General features: G+C 40.7%; 19 protein-coding genes. All 19 read left to right on the top strand.

Annotated elements, in window-relative coordinates; genetic code table 11:
- The first annotated feature begins 86 nt into the window (after positions 1-86).
- The 19 genes from QF028_RS00795 (at position 87) to QF028_RS00705 (ending at position 19373) form a co-directional block, all read left to right on the top strand.
- Complete coding sequence (locus QF028_RS00795) at positions 87-920, top strand: TIM barrel protein (protein WP_429463376.1); 834 nt, start codon at positions 87-89, stop codon at positions 918-920.
- Between the two features lie 31 nt (positions 921-951).
- Entirely contained in the window at positions 952-1251 is a 300-nt protein-coding gene (locus tag QF028_RS00790; RefSeq protein ID WP_429463374.1) for a putative quinol monooxygenase, read from the top strand.
- Positions 1252-1529: 278 nt separating this feature from the next.
- Positions 1530-2330 (top strand): SDR family NAD(P)-dependent oxidoreductase, encoded by an 801-nt coding sequence (locus QF028_RS00785; protein ID WP_429463372.1) that lies wholly within the window; start codon positions 1530-1532, stop codon positions 2328-2330.
- Positions 2331-2465: 135 nt separating this feature from the next.
- The gene (locus tag QF028_RS00780; protein WP_429463370.1) at positions 2466-3278 is read left to right on the top strand and encodes an AraC family transcriptional regulator; all 813 of its coding nucleotides are present in this window, start codon (positions 2466-2468) and stop codon (positions 3276-3278) included.
- 497 nt (positions 3279-3775) lie between these two features.
- Positions 3776-5413 (top strand): alpha/beta hydrolase domain-containing protein, encoded by a 1638-nt coding sequence (locus QF028_RS00775; protein ID WP_429463368.1) that lies wholly within the window; start codon positions 3776-3778, stop codon positions 5411-5413.
- Between the two features lie 291 nt (positions 5414-5704).
- Complete coding sequence (locus QF028_RS00770) at positions 5705-6859, top strand: fatty acid desaturase family protein (protein ID WP_429463366.1); 1155 nt, start codon at positions 5705-5707, stop codon at positions 6857-6859.
- Between the two features lie 73 nt (positions 6860-6932).
- Positions 6933-7253 carry a MocE family 2Fe-2S type ferredoxin gene (locus tag QF028_RS00765; protein ID WP_429463364.1) on the top strand — a complete coding sequence of 107 codons (321 nt, stop codon included), beginning with the start codon at positions 6933-6935 and terminating at the stop codon, positions 7251-7253.
- 12 nt (positions 7254-7265) lie between these two features.
- Positions 7266-8504: an NAD(P)/FAD-dependent oxidoreductase gene (locus QF028_RS00760; RefSeq protein WP_429463362.1), complete on the top strand. Its 1239-nt coding sequence runs from the start codon at positions 7266-7268 to the stop codon at positions 8502-8504.
- A gap of 37 nt (positions 8505-8541) precedes the next feature.
- Positions 8542-9435, top strand: coding sequence for an aldo/keto reductase (locus QF028_RS00755; RefSeq protein ID WP_429463360.1), 894 nt, complete (start codon positions 8542-8544; stop codon positions 9433-9435).
- Between the two features lie 52 nt (positions 9436-9487).
- Positions 9488-9913 carry a GlcG/HbpS family heme-binding protein gene (locus QF028_RS00750; protein WP_429463729.1) on the top strand — a complete coding sequence of 142 codons (426 nt, stop codon included), beginning with the start codon at positions 9488-9490 and terminating at the stop codon, positions 9911-9913.
- 46 nt (positions 9914-9959) lie between these two features.
- Positions 9960-10775, top strand: coding sequence for a sugar phosphate isomerase/epimerase family protein (locus QF028_RS00745; protein ID WP_429463358.1), 816 nt, complete (start codon positions 9960-9962; stop codon positions 10773-10775).
- Positions 10776-10892: 117 nt separating this feature from the next.
- A complete protein-coding gene (locus QF028_RS00740) occupies positions 10893-12086 on the top strand; it encodes a substrate-binding domain-containing protein (protein WP_429463357.1) in 1194 nt (397 codons plus the stop codon).
- A gap of 88 nt (positions 12087-12174) precedes the next feature.
- Positions 12175-12816 carry a Gfo/Idh/MocA family protein gene (locus QF028_RS00735; protein ID WP_429463355.1) on the top strand — a complete coding sequence of 214 codons (642 nt, stop codon included), beginning with the start codon at positions 12175-12177 and terminating at the stop codon, positions 12814-12816.
- Between the two features lie 15 nt (positions 12817-12831).
- Positions 12832-13533: an aldose epimerase family protein gene (locus QF028_RS00730; RefSeq protein ID WP_429463353.1), complete on the top strand. Its 702-nt coding sequence runs from the start codon at positions 12832-12834 to the stop codon at positions 13531-13533.
- 239 nt (positions 13534-13772) lie between these two features.
- Positions 13773-15380 carry a spore germination protein gene (locus QF028_RS00725; RefSeq protein WP_429463351.1) on the top strand — a complete coding sequence of 536 codons (1608 nt, stop codon included), beginning with the start codon at positions 13773-13775 and terminating at the stop codon, positions 15378-15380.
- Positions 15381-15521, top strand: a complete 141-nt coding sequence (locus tag QF028_RS00720) for a hypothetical protein (RefSeq protein ID WP_429463349.1) — start codon at positions 15381-15383, stop codon at positions 15519-15521.
- Positions 15522-15529: 8 nt separating this feature from the next.
- Positions 15530-16582: a Ger(x)C family spore germination protein gene (locus QF028_RS00715; RefSeq protein ID WP_429463347.1), complete on the top strand. Its 1053-nt coding sequence runs from the start codon at positions 15530-15532 to the stop codon at positions 16580-16582.
- A gap of 36 nt (positions 16583-16618) precedes the next feature.
- Positions 16619-17749, top strand: coding sequence for a GerAB/ArcD/ProY family transporter (locus QF028_RS00710; RefSeq protein WP_429463345.1), 1131 nt, complete (start codon positions 16619-16621; stop codon positions 17747-17749).
- A gap of 613 nt (positions 17750-18362) precedes the next feature.
- On the top strand, positions 18363-19373 hold the full coding sequence (locus tag QF028_RS00705; protein ID WP_429463343.1) for a LacI family DNA-binding transcriptional regulator: 1011 nt from the start codon (positions 18363-18365) through the stop codon (positions 19371-19373).
- Positions 19374-19729: the final 356 nt, after the last annotated feature.

Below are 19729 nucleotides of genomic sequence, written 5' to 3'. Positions count from 1 at the left end.
AGCGAATGAAAGGGATAAATAAGTTTTTATCCCTTTCATTTATTCCGCATTGTCAAAATTTTACGTTATAGGGAGCGATTATCAGAATGTTCAAATATAGTACTACACAATGGATATTCGGAAATGAAAGTTTAAAAGATAGCTTAAAAAGGCTGAAAAAATATGGTTATCAGGGTGTCGAACTAGCTGGTGAGCCGTATACCATTGATGTTGAGGAAACCAAAGAACTTTTAAATAAATATGAATTGGAATGCAGCTCCATTTGTGGGATTTTTACTCCTGAAAGAGATCTTTCGTCATCAAATGATGAAATTAGAAAAAATGCTGTGGAATATGTAAAAAAATCGGTTGATTTAGCTAAAGCTTTAAATGCTTCAACCCTTATTGTCGTCCCTACATGTGTTGGTAAACTAAGTCCAGAAACGACTCTTGAGGAGGAATGGAATAATGCGATTTTGAGTGTGAAAGAGGCAGCGCTATATGCGAAGGAACAAGGAATTACCCTTGCCATTGAAGCATTGAATCGTTATGAGACCTATTTAGTTAATAATTTGACTTTAGCCGTACGTTTTGTTGAGGAAATCAATGTAGAAGGTCTGGGGATCATGGCTGATCTGTTCCACATGAGCATAGAGGAACGTAGTATGACTGAATCGATAAACAAAATTTCACGTTATCTTGCCCATGTACACATTGCTGATAACACAAGGGAAGCAGCGGGGCTAGGACAAACGGATTTTAGACCAGTCATTTCGCTACTTAAAGAACTAGGTTATAAGGGCTATATTACGATGGAGTTCCTTCCTGCCGTGTCAAATCCTTACGTAGCATCAGGCCTTCAAGGTGAATCTACTATTTTTGATGACTTCACGAAGCAATCTATCGAACATATGAAAGAAATTGTTGGAGCAATATCATAAAAGAGATTAAGTATAAAGGTGGAAATTATAGATGATTATCATTCATGCGTATTTTAAAGTGGGTCCAGGGCATCGCCAATCATTCCTGGACGAAGCTAAACTAGTAACGGAACCATCTCAAGAGGAAGAAGGCAATATTAGCTATCAATATTACGAACATCCAGAACAGGCCAATACCTTTGTGTTTGTAGAAGTGTGGAAGGATCAAGCGGCAATTGACGTTCATGAAGCAACCGCTTATTTCCAAAACTTTATCCATGCTGTCCCAGGACTAATAAGCGAACCAATCCAAGTACAACTATTTGAAGCGACCGAAATAAAAGGTGCCTAACTCAAAGTAAAGCGTTAATTGAGTGGGGGTCTGACCCCTAGTACGGTGAAACGTAACCTCAGTGGGCATCTGCCCCCCAACAGTGTTAAGACTCAAGAGTCACTTCTTAATTTGAAAGTTTGGTAATAAAGGACAAGGGTTAACTCTCTACTTATGTGTGAGCAAGAGTTAATCCTTTTCTTATAGTATTAATAATTTAACATTACGTTAGGTTAAGTTAGTACATTACGAACGATAGAATCTTTTGGAGAATTTACTAAATAAGGGAATGATCAGAAATGAATTTACAATTAAAAAATAAAACGGCCATCGTAACAGGAGGCAGTAAGGGAATAGGGAAAGCAATAGCAAATGCTTTAGCAGCAGAAGGAGCTAACGTTGTCATTTGTGGCCGAGGATTAGAGGCATTATCTGAAGCAAGAAATGAGATCGAACAAGTTGGAGGAAAGGTGATTGCCGTACAAGCAGAATTATCAAACCAAGAAGATGTAGAGCGCCTTGTGTCTGAAACGGTTAACTGCTTTAAAACCATTGATATTTTAGTTAATAATGCCGGTGTTGTTAATAGATTCGATGATTTTGAATCTTTGGAAATAGAGGACTGGCAGAAGCTTTTTGAAGTCAATATTTTTGGCGCCGTACGAGTAACAAAGGCTGTTATCCCTTATATGAAAAAGGCGGAATATGGGAGAATCATCAATATTTCTTCTGAATGCGCAGAGCAGCCTGATGCGTTTATACCACATTATAATGCTTCCAAAGCGGCACTTAACAATTTTTCAAAGAGCTTATCAAAAGCGTATGCAGCGAATGGAATTTTAGTCAATACCGTTTCCCCTGCATTTATCATGACACCATTATTAGAGAACTTGTTAAATGATTCCGCAGCGGAGCAGAATATCAGCTTTGATGAAGCCATGCAGGCATTTCTAAAGGAGAATCGCCCTCATGTGGAAGTAAAAAGACCTGGAAGAGTAGAAGAAGTGGCTTCAGCTGTCGTTTATTTAGCATCAAGTCAGTCCTCTTTCATTAATGGGGTAAATCTTCGAGTGGATGGCGGCGCTGTAGCGAGTGTATAACTAACAACGTATAACCTTTGCGGGCATATGCTCATTCTAAGATACTAGCTTTTCTATTTGTTGGTATAGCAAAAAATGATTTTGCCCGCTGAGCTTTTAATTTTTATAACTAGTTACTATAAGGAGGCATACAGCGTGGGGAAATCCACTATTTTATTAAGTACTCCTCTATTTATTAGTGCAATAGAAATCAATGAAAATAATCCTAATTGGTTGAAACAACATGACCATGCTAAATATACTAAGATTATCTACATCCAAGAGGGCAGTGGGGAATTTATTTTTGAAGAAAAACCTTTTATCGGACAAGAAGGAGATCTTATTATCTTTCATCCTTTTTGTCATATCGAAGGAAAATCTTGTATCGATGATCCCATTAAAGGGATTTCTATTTGTTTTTCAAATCTGCATATCAATGGTAACGATAAAGGCTGGTTAACAGATTCTACTGATCTCCCTATTATTCATTTGCAGGAAGAAAAAAAGGAGATACATAGTTATTTAAAGGTAATATTAAGCGAATATAATACAAAGCATGCGGGTTACCAAGATATCATTTCCTCAATATTACAAACGGTAGTGATTAAAGTTACTCGTCTATTGAAAAATGCCAATCATCATCCTTACCTTTCTTCTGTGTGCCTTGAAGTAAAAAAATATATTGAAGAAAATTTTCGGCAAGAGCTGACCTTAAACGATTTAGCTAATATAGTATATGTAAGCCCCTACCATTTAGTTCATGTTTTTAAAGAAGAAGTGGGATTGCCCCCCATACAATATTTGATTCATTGCCGTATAGAAGAAGCAAAACGATTACTTAAGCATTCCAATCTTTCTGTAAGAGAAATTGCATCCATCATTGGTTATGAGAATCCAAACTATTTCAATTTACTTTTTAAAAAAATGACAGGTAATCCGCCAGGCAAATTCAGAAAAATAAAAACCTAATGCTCTAATCTTTCTAAACCTTTAGGGAAAGATTAGAGCATTTTTATTGCTGATTTTAACAATAAAGTATATCTTTTATCGCAATCTTATTAATTTTTAAATAATTATATTTAATATAAAATAAATTATGAAAATAATATTTTCTCATTTGCAGATGAAAAGGAGAAAGAATATCTCATAAAATGTAACCGGTTACATTTTTGGGCAGGGCCAGAAGGAATTGACTGGAGAGAATCCGAAGGCGAGTCTAATTCGGACAGGGTAAGAAGGAAATGCCAGGAGAGGGTCCGAAGGGGAGTCTTATTCGGACAGGGCCAGAAGGAATTGCCTGGAGATAGTCCGAATGCTAGACAAATCCTTAAAGGAGGTGGTTTCCTGAATATTGATTTTTATACATAGTTCATTAAGGAGGGGGGAAATCAGCTAAAGGAATTTAATAGGTTTCTATTTTAGAAGGTATTCTTTGAAAAGAAACTAATCACTCTGGAGGTAAAAAAATGAGAAATTCTTTTAAAAAGAGATGGCTGCCGGTAGCTGCTAGTTTGGTGTTAACAACATCTATCTTCTCGGTTGATTGGGCCCAGGCATCGACAAAAAGTTCTAAGGAAGCTCCTTCAACCCAGAAGAGGACAGTAGTTGCCATTCCAAAGGTCACTGGACCAATTTCCGTGACTAAAGATTCCCAGCCATTTACTGTAGGGGGAACAGACCTTGAAGGTCACGGTTATCGTTTGGACGAGTATTTTATTAGTGGTAATGCTAACATATATGACTGGGGAGCTGATGGGAAAGCGTTGACACCGCGGATACGAACTGCAGATGCACCATACACCACTAGAATCATCGTTAGGAAACCGGAAAATCCTAAAAAGTACAGCGGCAATGTCTGGGTAGAACTGAATAACCCATCTCGAGGATGGGATGTTGAAGTACAATGGCCTGTCGTTCAAGAGAAGGCGATGCGTGACGGGGATATTTGGGTGTCTTTGACTGTTAAACCAAATGTCGTTGCTTCTTTGGAGCGAATCGATCCAAAACGGTATGCCCCTTTATCGATGGCAAACCCGCTTCCGCCTGAGCAGCAAGTATGCGGTAAACTGCCTGGCGAACCCGGTTATGATGAAAACCTCTCCAAGTTATATGAGAACGGACTTGCATGGGATATGATTACCCAAGTGGGAACCCTGCTTCAAAGCAAGGATAAAAGCAACCCGCTGCACAATTACAAGGTGAAACACGTATTCGGGACAGGAGAGTCCCAAACTGGCTTCTACCTTAATACGTATGCAGCTAATTTTGCAGAAAATGCAAAACTTCCGAATGGCGAAACAGTCTATGATGGCTTCGTCTCCGCTTCTGGGGCGGGCAGGACTGTACCGATTAATCAATGTGTACCGGCAACAGATGAAAAAGATCCACGAAGCAAATTACCGAGCAAGCATGTACCATTTATGAGGATCGATGCTCAGGGTGATATCTTCCAGTTGTCCAGCTACAAATGGCGCCAAGCCGACAATGACTCGCCAAAAGCGGGCTATCGTATGTATGAAATTGCTAGTGCTCCTCATGGTCCGGCCTACATTGTAAATTATCAGCCGCCTGCCGAACAAATCGTGAAAGCAGGAAACCTTCCTACCCAAGTGCCATATGCTTACGGGGGAGTAGAGCCGAAGGCAAACCAATTGCCGCGCCATTATATAGAGACGGCAATGTACAAAAATATGGAGCGCTGGGTCATTGACGGCATTCTTCCTCCGCATGCAGAACCGTTGAAGGTACAAGAAGGAGTCGGAACCTCGAAAAGTCTTTCTGGAGAGACCTTCAATGCATCGTTTGTAAAGGATCAATATGGGAACGTTCTTGGCGGCGTCCGCAGCCCATATGTTGACGTTCCAACTGCTACTTACTACGAGTATGCGACGTTAAAAGAGGGGTATCCGTACGCATGGTCGTTTGGCCATCAGGACGATTTCTCCAGCGAGAAACTGCAGCAAATTTATGGAACTGTCGCACCACATCAAAATTATGTCAATCAAGTGAAGGCCTCGGTCAAAAAGCTGCAAAAGGAACGCTGGCTTGAGCCGGAAGAGGGAGAAAAAATTATTCAGCAGGCAGAACTTACACCGATCCCATAACCGGTAGTGGAATAATAAGCACGGATTTAAAGGAACCGTTACAAAGGCAATTCTTCATTAAGAAGGATTGCTTTTGTATGTTGTTTTTTAAGAGGTATCCTGTAAACGTTAACAAAAATGTGTATTTCAATTCGCAATTTTGTTAATTTTTAATCAACTGAAATAAAAGTATTATAAAGGTGTAAATAGTATTTTCTATCAGTTGAAGGACAGGTAGAAAATACTATTTCAAAAATAAATGTAATCGGTTACAGAATTTGCTAACAAAGCTTGACAGAAGGGGGAAAAATCATGTCTGCAAAGATCAATAGTAGGGACTATAGCCTAAATGGCACGGAGAGTAGATTGGCGCAGGAAAAAGGAATTGCATCAGCTGAATGGTACGCTTCTCCGATTCCTCGTAAAAGAATGAAGGAGCTGATGAAGCGGAAGGACGGTCCGGCAATTCGGGATAGTATCCTTTGGTTTGGTTTACTGATTGTCCTTGGCATAATTGCTTTTTATAGCTGGGGAACATGGTGGGCAGTCCCGGCATTTGCTGCATATGGCGGTGTTTATGCGCTGACTGGGAACTCCAGATGGCATGAGGCAAGCCATGGAACGATGTTCAAAACTAGTTGGATGAATGAAGTAGTTTATCAGATTGCCTCTTTTATGAACCTATTTCCGGCAACGCCTTGGAGATGGAGTCATGTTCGTCACCACACGGATACTTATATTGTCGGCCTGGATCCAGAGATTCACGCTCCAAGACCTCCAGTTTGGAGAGTACTAGCGGCAGAATTGTTCCATGCTATCGGTGGATTAACAGACTTGAAGAGAGTCGTAATGCATGCCTTTGGGAAGATGGATAAAGTGGAGATGGACTATATTCCAGCTTCAGAGTTCAAAAAATGTTATTGGGAAGCGCGTGTATGGTTACTCATTTTTGCGGCAGTAGTAGCAGCCTGTGTGTACACCGGAAGCATTTTGCCTGCAATGTTTATTGGTCTTCCTACCTTTTTCGGTTTTTACGCCGTTATGCTTATTGCCTGGACACAGCATTTAGGTCTGAATGAAGATGTTCTGGACCACCGTTTGAATACGCGGACTGTCTACATGAATCCATTTATTCGATTCTTATATTGCAACATGAATTATCACATCGAGCATCACATGTTTCCAATGGTACCGTATCATGCGCTGCCAGCTCTCCATGAAGAGATGAAGCCTGATTGCCCTGAGCCAAGCCCAAGTATTGCGGCTGCCTTAAAAGAGGTCTTTAGTGCACTTGTTAAGCAGCGTAAAGATCCAACGTATACGATTGTTCGCAAGCTTCCAGAGACTGCACGTCCATATCTATATGGCCCAAGTCCTTTTGGAACAGTGGCTCCAGACTGGACGCCTTCACAAGAATCAAAATTAATAAAACATGAATCTGTTGGGCGCGATATACCTGTCCAATAACATACGCCCATTTGGCGGAAGGCATTATTTAACATCTGCATAATATTTGAACATCATATGGAGGGAAGAACCTATGAAAGTTATGGATTGGATTGAAACGTGTTTTGTCGATGATATTGAAGAAGAGGATGTCATTCGCTTTGATTATGAAGACTTTAGCTTTGCAATATATCGCACGGACAAAAACGAGTTTTTTGCGACCGATGGATATTGTACACATGAGAGGGTACATTTGGCAGATGGTCTCGTGATGGGGAATCAAATTGAGTGTCCGAAACATAATGGCCGGCTCGATTTTAAAACTGGTGAACCTAAGCGCGCCCCGATTTGTGCGAAGATTAAGACTTATCCCGTTAAAATTGAGTCGGGTAAGGTCTTTATTAAAATAGACTAAGGTGGGAGTATCATGACAGAAAGCAGGATGGTCATCATTGGTTCGGGTGAGGCGGGTGCCCGGGCCGCTGTAGAATTGCGAACACAGGGCTGGTCCGGCCCCATTACGCTAATTGGAGAAGAAAGGTTGGCTCCCTATGAACGTCCGCCTCTTTCAAAAAGGTTATTGTTTACGGAAGAAGAGCCATCGCCGGTGTTTATTCTCGACAACGAGAAGCTGGAAGAGTACGACATTGACTTATTGTCCGGATCCTCCGCCGTGGGGATTGACAGAAATAACTGTACAGTCCAGTTAGATAACGGAAGAGAGATAAAGTACCATCGCCTTTTGCTGGCAACGGGAGCCCGTGCGAGAAAGCTAACCTTGAAAGGTTCTGAAACGGCAAAACTATTCTATTTACGTACGTTTTCAGATGCCCTTACTTTAAGAGAAAATTTAAAGCCCGGTCATCACATTGCCATAATTGGCGGGGGGTTTATCGGTCTAGAAGCGGCAGCGAGCGCCATCGAGAAAGGCTGCTCAGTCACTCTTATCGAGCATGGACTTCGTATTCTGATGCGGGTTGTTCCAAAGGAAATTGCTGACATAGTAGAGGCCCGCCACCTTGCTGCCGGGGTGGAGTTTAAGTTTGGTGTCTCCATCGAGAAAATAGACAACAACGTTGACGGACAAACCATAACGCTAGGTGATGGGACACTCGTCCATTGCGATTCTATTATTGTTGGAATCGGGGCTATTCCAGAAACATCTTTAGCTGCAGATTGCGGGCTTGAGATTGAAAATGGGATCCGAGTGGATGAAAGTCTCCGAACGAGTGATCCCTATATTTTTGCTGCGGGTGATTGTTGTTCTTTTCCTCATCGTCTCTTTGATGGAAGGCGAATTCGGGTGGAGGCATGGCGGAATGCCCAGGATCAGGGAATTCAAGCAGCACGCAATATGCTGGGCTTCAATGAACCATTTGAAGTTGTTCCATGGTTTTGGTCCGATCAGTATGATTTAACCCTATACGTCACTGGTTTACCGATTAGTGGGGAGAAAACGGTTATTCGCGACTTAGGAGACGCTGGTCAGCTATTCTTTCATTTCACTGAAGACGGTAAGCTGGCAGCGGCAAGCGGGATTGGAACAACAGCCATTTCCAAGGAAGTCCGGATTGCAGAAATGCTAATTGAAAAGCAAAAAATACTGGATTTCATGCTTTTTGAAAGACCTGATGTAAAACTAAAATCCTTGTTAAAAGATAGGTGAAAAAGATCAACGTACTTACACAATAGGAGGACAGAGCATGGAAAAACGATTATTTGGAAACACTGGCATGAATGTCAGCGTACTTGGCTTCGGCGGAGCCGAAATCGGCTTTAATATGACTGATGTAGGGGAAGTTGAAAGGCTGCTTGGCAGTGCGCTTGATGCAGGACTAAACGTGATTGATACTGCTGAATGTTACAACATTAGTGAGGAATTGATCGGACGGACCGTTTCCCATCGCAGGGATGAGTATTATTTATTTTCAAAATGCGGCCATGCATCTGGCTTTGATCTTCCGGATTGGGATCCCAAGCTATTAGAACAAAGCATTGAAAGAAGTTTATTCCGAATGCAAACGGACTATATCGATTGTGTTTATTTGCATACCTGTTCTGAAGAAATGCTTCGACGTGGCGAAGTCATCGAAGTCTTGCAGCGTGCCAAAGAGAGAGGACTTACAAGGTCTATCGGTTACAGCGGTGATCATAAGGCTGCCTTGTATGCCGTACAATGTGGAGCCTTCGATTCGCTTGAGACTTCCCTGAGCATTGCGGACCAAGAGGCCATTGAATTGACGATTCCGGAAGCGGCAAAACGGGGGATGGGTATTGTCATTAAACGCCCAATCGCAAACGTAGTTTGGAAAAATTCAAGCAGACCGACAGATCCTTATACCCCTGTCTATTGGGACCGCATTCAGAAATTGGACTACGACTTTCTTAAGTCGGATGTTAAGGATTCCGTAGCGACAGCAATAAACTTCACTTTATCCGTCCCAGGAGTACATACGGCAATCGTAGGTACTACTAAACCGGAGCGGTGGGCTGAAAATGCGAAATTGCTGGATCAAGGGTTATCTGAGGAGCTTTACCAAGCTATTAGGGCAAGATGGAAGGCGGTTGCAGAGCCTGATTGGATTGGCAATGCATAAAGGAACCTGATCAAATCGGATCGAGAATACTGACTTAGGGGGGCTTTGCTTGGTGTTACCAGGACAAAAACCAACATTAACACAGGATATGGTAATGAAGCTAATGGAAACTAGCATCCAGAAGGCTAACGAATTAAACATTGCGATTAGTGTTGCTGTGATGGACGATGGGGGAAATCTGAAAGGTTTTCTTCGGATGGATGATGCCTCCTTAATGTGTATGAAAATTGCTCAGAGCAAGGCTTACACTGCTGTTGGATTCGGGGTGCCGACTTCCGAATGGTATCCAAAAATAAAGGATGAGCCGGAGTTGTTACACGGTCTTGTGCATGTTCATGACATGGTCATTTTGAGTGGCGGTTTACCGATTTATCATGATACGCATTTGATCGGAAGTATAGGTGTTTCAGGCGGGACTGGGGAACAGGATATCCTTTGTGCGCAGACTGCTTTGAACGCTTTTCTAGTAGATTTATAAGCAATCATTCTAGTACTTTTCAGGATAATCGGAGGGGGGCATATAGATGAAGGTAAAAAGCATCAAGTCTCTTTGGGGGATGGAAGGATCACTGGAGAGTCAGTTTGAGCTCATTGCATCCGCCGGTTACGACGGCATCGAAAGCCCGCTGCCAAACATGATCGAAAAATTCTTTGGGTTCCCTGCAGACGAGAAGCAGTTTCGGAGGCTGTTGGAACAGTACAGTCTGCAGTATATTGCGATGGTATTCACTGATGGCATCAATCATGCCCAATCGTTTATCGACCAGGTTGAACGGGCCGCAGAATGGGCCCCGATCATGATTAATTCGCATAGTGCCAGGGATAGCATGACTTTCGAGGAACAGGCAGAATTTTTCGAACAAGCTCTGGCCGTCGAGCAGAAGGTGGGAATTCCAGTTGGCCACGAAACCCATAGGGGACGAGCCATGTTTACCCCATGGACAACAGGGGCTCTCCTTCGTGAATTTCCGGAACTGAAGCTTACGGCAGATTTCAGCCACTGGGTATGTGTTTGTGAGTCGCTTTTGGAGGATCAGAAGGAACATCTGGAGATGGCGATTAAGCGTACGATTCATATCCATACAAGGGTAGGTTATGCGCAAGGCCCGCAAGTTCCTCATCCAGGTGCTCCGGAATACTCGCTTGAGCTAAATTCACACGAACACTGGTGGAAACAAATTGCCGAAGCACAAGCGCTTGCAGGCACCCAGCTAACTTTCACACCAGAGTTTGGTCCGCCGCCTTATATGCCAAGGCTGCCATTCACGAACCAGCCGGTTGCTGATTTGTGGCAGGTTTGCCTATGGATGAAGAAACGTTTGGAACAAATTTGTGAATGAAAGTTTTTGATAATCCATGTCTATAAGTGCAGTCTGAATGGACAGGCACTTTTATAGAGAAGCAACATTAGCATTTCTATCAACAGCAATATCAATTTATATTGGGGGTTATCGATCATGAAAAAATTTGGGTCAGGACTACTTTTATTATTTTTCATTTTTGGAATTATTTTAGCCGGATGTGGAAAGAGCGATCAAACAAGAGGAAGTAATTCGGCTGGTTCAGAAGGAAATGCTTCTACTGATACTAATAAATCGGAAAACACTACTGTTAATGGGCCATTAACGATTAATCTGAATTTGCCAGATAAAGAGATTTTGAGTAAAGGTCCAAATGGAGAAAGTGCAGTTTCTGCTAAAACCTTGCAGCTGACTCCGGAAGAAATTGAAAAAATCAAAAAAGGAAATTACACTGCCGCTGTTTCTTTCCACTATCAGGGTAACGATTGGTCTGCTGCACAAATCAAAGGCCTTACGGAAACCTTTGCAAAGATGGGGATTAAAATTGTAGCTAAGACAGATGCTAACTTCAAATCGGAAAAGCAAGTATCCGATATTGAAACGATTATGGCCAAAAAACCTGATATCATTGTTGCTATTCCTGTTGATCCAGTTTCAACGGCACCAGCTTTCAAAAAGGCAGCCGAAAGTGGAGCGAAGCTTGTGTTTATGGACAATAAACCACAAGGTTTTGAACATGGAAAAGACTATGTCTCTGTTGTTTCAGCAGACAATTATGGAAATGGTGTAGAAGCTGCACATATTTTGGCAGATGCGATTGGTAAAAAAGGTGATATTGGTGTCATTTACCATGATGCGGATTTCTTTGTGACAAAACAAAGAACAGAAGCATTTGAAAAAACGATAAAAGAAGAGTATCCAGACATCAAAATTGTTGCACGCGGCGGCATCACGGGACCGAACGATGGTGAGAAAGTTGCTTCGGCTATGCTGACCAAAAACCCTAAATTGAAAGGTATGTTTGTAGTATGGGATTCTCCAGCGGAAGGTGCGATGGCAGCTGCACGTACGGCAGGTAAAAACGATCTCGCTATTTCTACCATCGATTTGGGAACAAATGTCGGTCTTGAAATTGCGAAGGGTGGCTTGATCAAGGGACTAGGTGCGCAATTACCGTACGACCAAGGCGTTGCCGAAGCTATTCTTGCCGGCTATTCACTCCTTGGAAAAGAAACGCCTGCTTATGTTGCCGTACCAGCTCTTAAAGTGACGAAAGATAATATTTTGGATTCTTGGAAGACTGTTTATCAAGCTGATGCACCGAAAGTTATTCAAGATTCTGCTAAGTAATTTTATATAACGTTACTTAAAAAGCTCTAATCATTCCAAAAAAACGGGAAGATTAGAGCTTTTTTTCAGGTTCACAAGAATGTGTAAAGTGGATGTAACTGAGGAATTAGCAAGAGATGCCGCAGCAAGATTGGGATTTGAACATTATTCAAACGATTGGAGAGCATTGGTCAACGACCCGGAAATCGATATCATTGTTATTGTGACTACAAATAATACTCATGCTGAAATTGCGATTGCCGCAGCGAAAGCCGTCAAGCATATTATCTGTGAAAAACCATTGGCATTAGGTGCTGAACAAGCAAAGGAAATGTTAGAAGCCGTTCAGGCTGCAAGTGTTAAGCATGCCGTTGATGTGGATGATGAATTTATTACTATGGTTAAGTTTGATAATGGTGCGATTGGCACCATCGAAGCAACACGTAATGCATGGGGCCGCAACAACTTCCTAACCTTTGAAATTCATGGTGAAAAAGGCTCTTTATACTTTAACTATGAGCGCCTTGACGAGCTTCAAGTTTGCTTCGCTGATGACCCAAGTGATGCAAAAGGCTTTAGAACAGTTTATACCGGACCTGCCACTCCATATGGTGAAGGATTATGGACAATTCCTGCTCTATGTATGGGTTACGGCGAAACAAAAATCATTGAAACATATGATTTGTTTAAAGCTATCGTTGAAGATACGAGTTTTCACCAAACTTCCAGGATGACTATCAAATTGAATTAATTGCAGTTGCGATCCTTGAATCAGCCGAAAAAGGCCAATGGGCCACTGTTAATAAAAGGGTTTGACAAAGTGGTTTGGGATGCAGCAATGATTGAAAACGAGCAGGAGGTTGGAATCCAATTTTCGTACATTAGCCCAGATGGTGAAGAAGGATATCCTGGGAATTTAACCATAAAAGTAACGTATACGCTAAATAATAAAAATGAGCTTTCCATTCATTATTATGGTCAAACTGATCAAAAAACTTTGTTAAACGTTACAAATCATTCTTATTTTAACTTAAGTGGAAATTTAAAAAGAGATATTTTAAATCATTCATTAACAATTAAGAGTGATAAATTCCTAGAGTTAAACAATGAGCTTCTTCCAACAGGGAACCTTTTGGATGTTGAAAATACCCCTTTCGATTTTAATGATGAAAGGTTGATTAAATCAGGAGCAGCTTCTGATTATCCGCAAAACTTACTTGCCGGAAACGGGTACGATCATCCCTTTCTATTAAAAACAAATCATGACAATGAAATTACTCTTAAAGATCAAGAAAGTGGACGAACACTAACAATAGAAACGGATGAGGTTTGTGTCGTAATTTACACGGGAAATTCCTTAAGCTCAGAGGGTGAAATCCGTGGTGTCCCATCCCGGAAACACCTTGGAATTTGTTTAGAAACACAAGGTTTGCCTGATGCCATTCATCATTCCCATTTCCCATCATGAATTTTAGACAAGAATGAGGAGTATACATCAGTAACAAAATATAGGTTCGGTATAGAAGAAAACGAAAGAATTAATAATTAATTTATTAATTTGAAAAAAGAGGGTGTCCCAAAGGTATCATAGGGGCAGCCTCTTTTGCTGTGGTAGATTATTACGGAGACATTTTTCGACGATTTTCTCTTATTAGTATAAAAGCAAGTATTACTGTGAATAAATGCATATATAAAGGTGGGATAAATATGTCCTTTAGGCGTGTATTTGATAAAAAAAAGGAAGCGAAAAAACTAAGCATAAATAAAGAAATTTTAAAGGAAAATGGCAGTAGTTTCCTTCATCGGAATTTAAAAGACAACCTTCAACATATTAGGACGGAGGTTGGAAACAGTCCTGATGTTGTTATCCGTGAATTTGAGATTGGAGGCCTGCAATTACAAGCGGCTGCAGTTTTTATCGACAATTTGGTTGACCAGAAGTTAGTCGATGATTTTGTCATGCGTTCCTTGATGGTTGATATCTCTCAAGGGACTTCCAAAGTATCGGATAAAAATGTCTTTGATGTTATTAAGGATAAAGCTTTGACGATCGGAACGGTAAAGGTAATCAAGGATTGGAATGGATTAATGTTATCCATTTTGTCCGGTGATACGATTATCTTAATTGAAGGTTGGGCGGAAGCTATTAGTGGCAGCACGAGAGGGGGGGAATCGAGAGGGGTTGAGGAACCATCTTCACAAGTGGTCATCCGCGGTCCTAAGGATGGTTTTACGGAGTCCATAGGGACCAATGTATCCCTCGTTCGTCGTCGAATTAAAAGTCCTAATCTATGGCTGGAGACCATGAAAATCGGCGATGTTACACAAACAGACGTAGCATTCATGTATATCAAAGGAATCGCTAACGATAAACTAGTGCAAGAGGTAAAACAAAGGCTAAATGATATTGAAATTGATGGCGTATTGGAATCGGGTTATATTGAAGATTTGATTCAGGACCAACCATTTAGCCCATTTCCAACTGTTTACAATACGGAGCGCCCAGATAGTGTTGCTGCAAATCTATTGGAAGGCCGAATCGCCATTTTGGTGGACGGAACACCATTTGTCCTCATTGCGCCGACTACGTTTTTTATGTTCTTCCAGTCTTCGGAAGACTATTATCAACGCTATGATATTGCAACAGCAGTTCGCTTGCTGCGGTTTTTTGCTTTTTTTATTTCATTATTCGGGCCTTCCATTTATGTCGCGGCCATTACGTTCCACCAGGAAATGATTCCGACTCCTTTATTAATCAGTTTGTCTGCGCAACGGGAGGGTGTGCCTTTCCCTGCATTTGTCGAGGCTTTATTAATGGAGGGCAGTTTTGAGATATTGCGCGAGGCCGGTGTTCGTATGCCGCGGGCGATCGGTCAAGCGGTATCCATCGTTGGGGCACTTGTTTTGGGACAGGCGGCAGTGCAAGCGGGTATCGTATCTTCAGCGATGGTGATCGTGGTCGCTATTACGGGGATTGCCAGTTTTTCCACTCCAACTTTCAATATGGCGATTTCCGTGCGTCTGCTCCGATTTTTGCTCACGATTTGCGCGGCGACGTACGGTTTTTATGGGATTGCGGTCATCAACATGATTATGATCGCTCACTTGTGCAGCCTTCGTTCTTTTGGGATTCCCTATATGGCTCCTTTAGCCCCGTTTATTCCATCAGATCAGAAGGACACCCTAGTGCGTCTTCCCTTTTGGTCACTTATTACTCGCCCGCGATTGGTTAGTCAAAAGAAAATAACTCGAATGGAGCGTGATCAACAGCCTTTACCTCCTAAGCAAAAGAAAGGGAATACAGATGAAAGCTAAATGGGTAATTCGAACATTCTTGCTTTTGTGGATGGTGTCTCTTTTGACAGGCTGCTGGAACAAAAGAGAACTGAACGAGATGGCCATTGTTATGGCAATGGGGATAGACAAAGTCGAAGAAAACAGGTGAATATCGGGTAACTTTCCAAGTGGTCAATCCGGGGGCTGTCGCAACAGGAGCAACAGGTGGAGGGTCAGGTGGAAATACTACACCAGTTACAGTCTTTTCTGGAACCGAAAAAACCATATTCAAAGCGGTTCGAAAAACATCGCAAAAAGTGCCGCGGCAGCTTTTTTTTGCACATTTACAGCTGCTGATCATTGGAGAGACAATCGCAAAGGAAGGAATCCAGGATTTATTTGATTTCTTCGAAAGGAATCCAGAAACTCGTATGACTACAAAGGTATTTGTAACGAGAGACGTTAAAGCGGGAACTATGTTGAAAATCCTTACTCCAGTGGAAAAAATTCCGGCAAATGGTATTGCTAAACAAAATGAGTTAGCAGAAAAAATATGGGCAGAAAACGTTAATATCGAAATAATTGATGTGGTAAAAGCGTTGGAAAGCGAGGGAAGAGAGCCGATTATCAGCGGGGTAAAAATTGTCGGAGACCTGGAAGAAGGAAAAAAGAATTCCAATTTGGAACAGACTGACATGGCGGCCTCGGCAGAGATCAAAGGGGTTGCCCTTTTCAAGGAGGGAAAGTTAAAGAGCTGGCTGGATGGAGATAAGGTACGCGGTCTCTTATGGATTCAAAATAAAATAGAGAGCAGCATTATTACTACTGATTGTAAAGATGAAAAAGAGGCCATTAGCATTGAAATTGGCCGAGCAAAAACTGGTGTTACCGCGGAAGTACTAGCCGGGAAACCCATTATCCATATCAATATACGACAAGAAGGGTATTTAGGCGAGGTGGAATGCCCAATTGATTTGACTAAGAAAGAGGAAATCACGAAACTTGAAAAAGAATGGGAAAGAGAGACAAAAAAACAAGTCATGGAGGCTGTGAAAGCCGCTCAGAGTAAGAAAAGCGACATCTTTGGCTTCGGTGAAGCCGTGAATCGGGAAAACCCAAAAGCTTGGGAAAAAATGAACAAAGATTGGAACAAGACGTTTGCTGAAATTAGCGTAGATGTCAAGGTGGAAGCTTTCATCCGGCTTTCAGGCAAGCGAAACAACCCGTTAGAACAAAAATAGAACTAAGGGTCACGGAGAAGGGTGAATCGTAGAAACATGGAAAAAGAAAGAATTAGTCCAAGTCAATTGTTTGCCTTAATGGTGTTGTTTGCAACTGGTACGTCACTACTTTATCCAATTGGAATTTCTGGGATACGGAGTGTCTGGCTCTCAATATTAATTTCCTTATTCGGGGCAGTGGTTTTATATCAAGTTATTGTCTATTTTCATTGTAAATATCCCGGTATGACATTAAGTGGTTATTCCAGAAAAATTCTCGGTAAATATATTGGATGGACGCTTAGTTTATTATATATTCCTTATTTTATACATACCGCTGCAAGAAACTTAAGGGATGGGAGTGACCTATTAGTCACGGCTTTATATGACCAGACGCCGCTATTTTTCATAAGTGTTTTAATGATGATTGCGGTTGTTTATGTACTGTACAAAGGGATAGAAGTGTTTGCAAGAATGGCTGAGATCTACTTGTTGATTTTAATTGGCTTGGGTGTTATAGGCAATTTATTAGTTCTATTTTCCGGCATAATCGATATTAAGAATCTGTTTCCTATAGTAGATAAAGGATGGGGGCCGATTTTGAAATCGGCCTATCCAAATATATTCATATTTCCATTCGCAGAAATGTTTATTTGTTTTACAACGATTCTCCCCCATTTAAATAAAACCAATTTAGGAAAGAGAACAGGTGTCATGGCTATCATGTTCAGCGGCCTCGTATTAACCTTTACACATGCTGTTGAAATCTCTGTTCTTGGGTCTAATATGTATAAACGGGCTACCTTTCCGTTATTGGACACTATCAGCCAAGTGAGCATAGCCGATTTCTTGCAACGTGTGGATGCCATTGTCATCCTCACTTTGATTATCGGCGTTTTTTTTAAGATCGCCATTTTTTGTTATGCTGCTATCATTGTCTCTGCCGATTTATTCAAGATTCCAAATCAAGAAAAGCTGGTGCTGCCGATTGGAATCGTGGTCTTTTACATATCAATGATCGTATCAAATAGTCGGACAGAGCAAGTTGAGCAAGGGAAATTCCTTATTACTTTTGTTTATCCTTTGTTTTGTGTTGTAATCCCCGTGTTACTTTTTGTGGTGGATCTGATTCGTAAACGATTTGGACCGAAACCCGTTAATATTGACACTGATGAAAAAAGTAAGTAATCATTTTCACACATTTCTTGTTTTCTTCCTATTTTTAAAAAATGAAACAATAGGTAGAATGATCATGGTGGATAGTAAGGAGAAAATGATTAGGTATTCAGGAAATGTCATGACCCAGAAGGGATTTTTTAAATTACGAATTGCATTTGAAAAGTTGATTCCCATGAGAAGATTAATTACGAAATTAAAAGTGATAGTTAATAAAAGATATAGGAAAAAGATGTAGACTATTTTCATGGTATTAGTTCCACCTTTAAAAAGTTGTTCAAAACAATGGAATATCAAAAGGGACTTAAAATGCATTCTTTCTCAAAAGATATTCTTTTTTGCTGATAGGAAAGTATAACTTTCCTATCAGGCATAAGGGCAACTACGCCTCTGTCTTCGCCCTTAGGGGCTCGCCAATTGGCGAGTTTTCTAAGATATAATAAACAGCCTCACCTTTAGTAAACTTTTCTAATTCATGCTTTTTTATACAATATAGATGTTTATGTTACGAAAGCCCAATTCTTAAGGGCTTTTTTACATTTAATTTAAATTTCAAAAATTATTGTATTTCCACATGTAATCGATTACAATAAATGTAAACGAACACTGAAAGGGAAAGAGATACATGGTCAGAATTGCGGATGTTGCAAATATGGCAAATGTTTCAACGGCCACAGTATCCCGAGTCATAAGTAATGCAGGGACTGTAAAAAAAGAAACAGCTGAAAAAGTTTTAGAAGCCATAAAAAAATTAAATTACCAGCCTAATATGCTGGCAAGACAATTGAGAAGATCTGAAACCAAAACAATTCTTGTGGTGGTTCCTGATATAACCAATACTTTCTTTTCTGCGGTGCTGCGCGGAATTGAATCCGTTTCCATCGAAAACGGATATCAAGTACTTCTAGGAGATGCGCGAAACGATGTCGAAAGCGAAACTAGTTTTTTAACGATATTAGGTCAGAAAAAAGCAGATGGGTTGATATTATTAACGGCAAGGACCGATCAAAAAATATTAGAAGATTTATCCCAGGATTACCCTGTAGTATTGGCGTGTGAATACTATGAGGGCTCCCAGCTGCCTACGGTTTCCATTGATAATGTCAGCAGTGCAAGAAAGGCAACAGAATATTTAATTAACTTAAACCACAAGAGAATAGGACATATCTGTGGACCCTTGAGTGTTGTAGTTGGCCGAGACCGATGTAAGGGATTCCATCAAGCGATGGCAAAACACGGCCTATCCGTTGATCCAAGTTTGGTACAGGAAGGCGAATTCACTTTTGAAAGTGGATTTAATTTAATGATGAAATTTTTGTCACTAGAGGAACCTCCTACAGCCATTTTCGTCGGAAATGATGAAATGGCAATGGGAGCCGTTAAAGCCGCTAAATCTAAAGGTGTTAGAGTTCCAGAAGATTTATCTGTTGTTGGCTTTGATGATATTAAATTTGCCTCTATCTTTGAACCTGCCCTAACAACGATTGCCCAGCCAACGTTCGTTATGGGTCAAAAAGCGATGCATTTACTGCTAAGAATAATTAATAATGAAGAATTAGATAATAAATATCAATTTATTCTTCCTGATAAACTGATTGTCCGTGATTCATGCAAAGAACTTACCATAGAAGGATAGTTCTTTCTTTTTTGTTAGAAGCTAAAAAAGTAAAGATTTATATGAAAAGCAAAAGGGAGTAATTCTTGAAAAGGGATTGCTCCCTTTTGCTGGTTTATTACAGTATGGGGAACGATTTTGAATCATTCCAGAACAGATTTTGATGCCTACTTACAAAAAAGAATCAGGGAAGTTAAAAAAAATATTGAATTATATTCTGTAATCGATTACAATAAGGGTGTCGAAAAAAAGAGAAAAAATTCATATTTGCTCAATAACAAATAGAAATTTTTTCGACCAAAATGTAATCCATTACATTTTGAGGTTTGATTACTAAATTTTCATTATGAATATTACACTAATTTTCAATATCTCTA

Origin of the sequence: Neobacillus sp. B4I6 (genome assembly GCF_050434045.1) — a bacterium.
Taxonomy (GTDB): Bacteria; Bacillota; Bacilli; order Bacillales; family Cytobacillaceae; genus Neobacillus.
Note: the sequence above shows the minus strand (reverse complement) of the source record. Positions and strands in the feature narration are given on the sequence as shown.

Excerpts from the sequence above, each read along its gene's own strand:
- QF028_RS00795 (WP_429463376.1), top strand. The coding sequence starts at position 87 with ATGTTCAAATATAGTACTACACAATGGATATTCGGAAATGAAAGTTTA.
- QF028_RS00790 (WP_429463374.1), top strand. The coding sequence starts at position 952 with ATGATTATCATTCATGCGTATTTTAAAGTGGGTCCAGGGCATCGCCAA.
- QF028_RS00785 (WP_429463372.1), top strand. The coding sequence starts at position 1,530 with ATGAATTTACAATTAAAAAATAAAACGGCCATCGTAACAGGAGGCAGT.
- QF028_RS00775 (WP_429463368.1), top strand. The coding sequence starts at position 3,776 with ATGAGAAATTCTTTTAAAAAGAGATGGCTGCCGGTAGCTGCTAGTTTG.
- QF028_RS00770 (WP_429463366.1), top strand. The coding sequence starts at position 5,705 with ATGTCTGCAAAGATCAATAGTAGGGACTATAGCCTAAATGGCACGGAG.
- QF028_RS00765 (WP_429463364.1), top strand. The coding sequence starts at position 6,933 with ATGAAAGTTATGGATTGGATTGAAACGTGTTTTGTCGATGATATTGAA.
- QF028_RS00760 (WP_429463362.1), top strand. The coding sequence starts at position 7,266 with ATGACAGAAAGCAGGATGGTCATCATTGGTTCGGGTGAGGCGGGTGCC.
- QF028_RS00755 (WP_429463360.1), top strand. The coding sequence starts at position 8,542 with ATGGAAAAACGATTATTTGGAAACACTGGCATGAATGTCAGCGTACTT.
- QF028_RS00745 (WP_429463358.1), top strand. The coding sequence starts at position 9,960 with ATGAAGGTAAAAAGCATCAAGTCTCTTTGGGGGATGGAAGGATCACTG.
- QF028_RS00740 (WP_429463357.1), top strand. The coding sequence starts at position 10,893 with ATGAAAAAATTTGGGTCAGGACTACTTTTATTATTTTTCATTTTTGGA.
- QF028_RS00725 (WP_429463351.1), top strand. The coding sequence starts at position 13,773 with ATGTCCTTTAGGCGTGTATTTGATAAAAAAAAGGAAGCGAAAAAACTA.
- QF028_RS00720 (WP_429463349.1), top strand. The coding sequence starts at position 15,381 with ATGGGTAATTCGAACATTCTTGCTTTTGTGGATGGTGTCTCTTTTGAC.
- QF028_RS00710 (WP_429463345.1), top strand. The coding sequence starts at position 16,619 with ATGGAAAAAGAAAGAATTAGTCCAAGTCAATTGTTTGCCTTAATGGTG.
- QF028_RS00705 (WP_429463343.1), top strand. The coding sequence starts at position 18,363 with ATGGTCAGAATTGCGGATGTTGCAAATATGGCAAATGTTTCAACGGCC.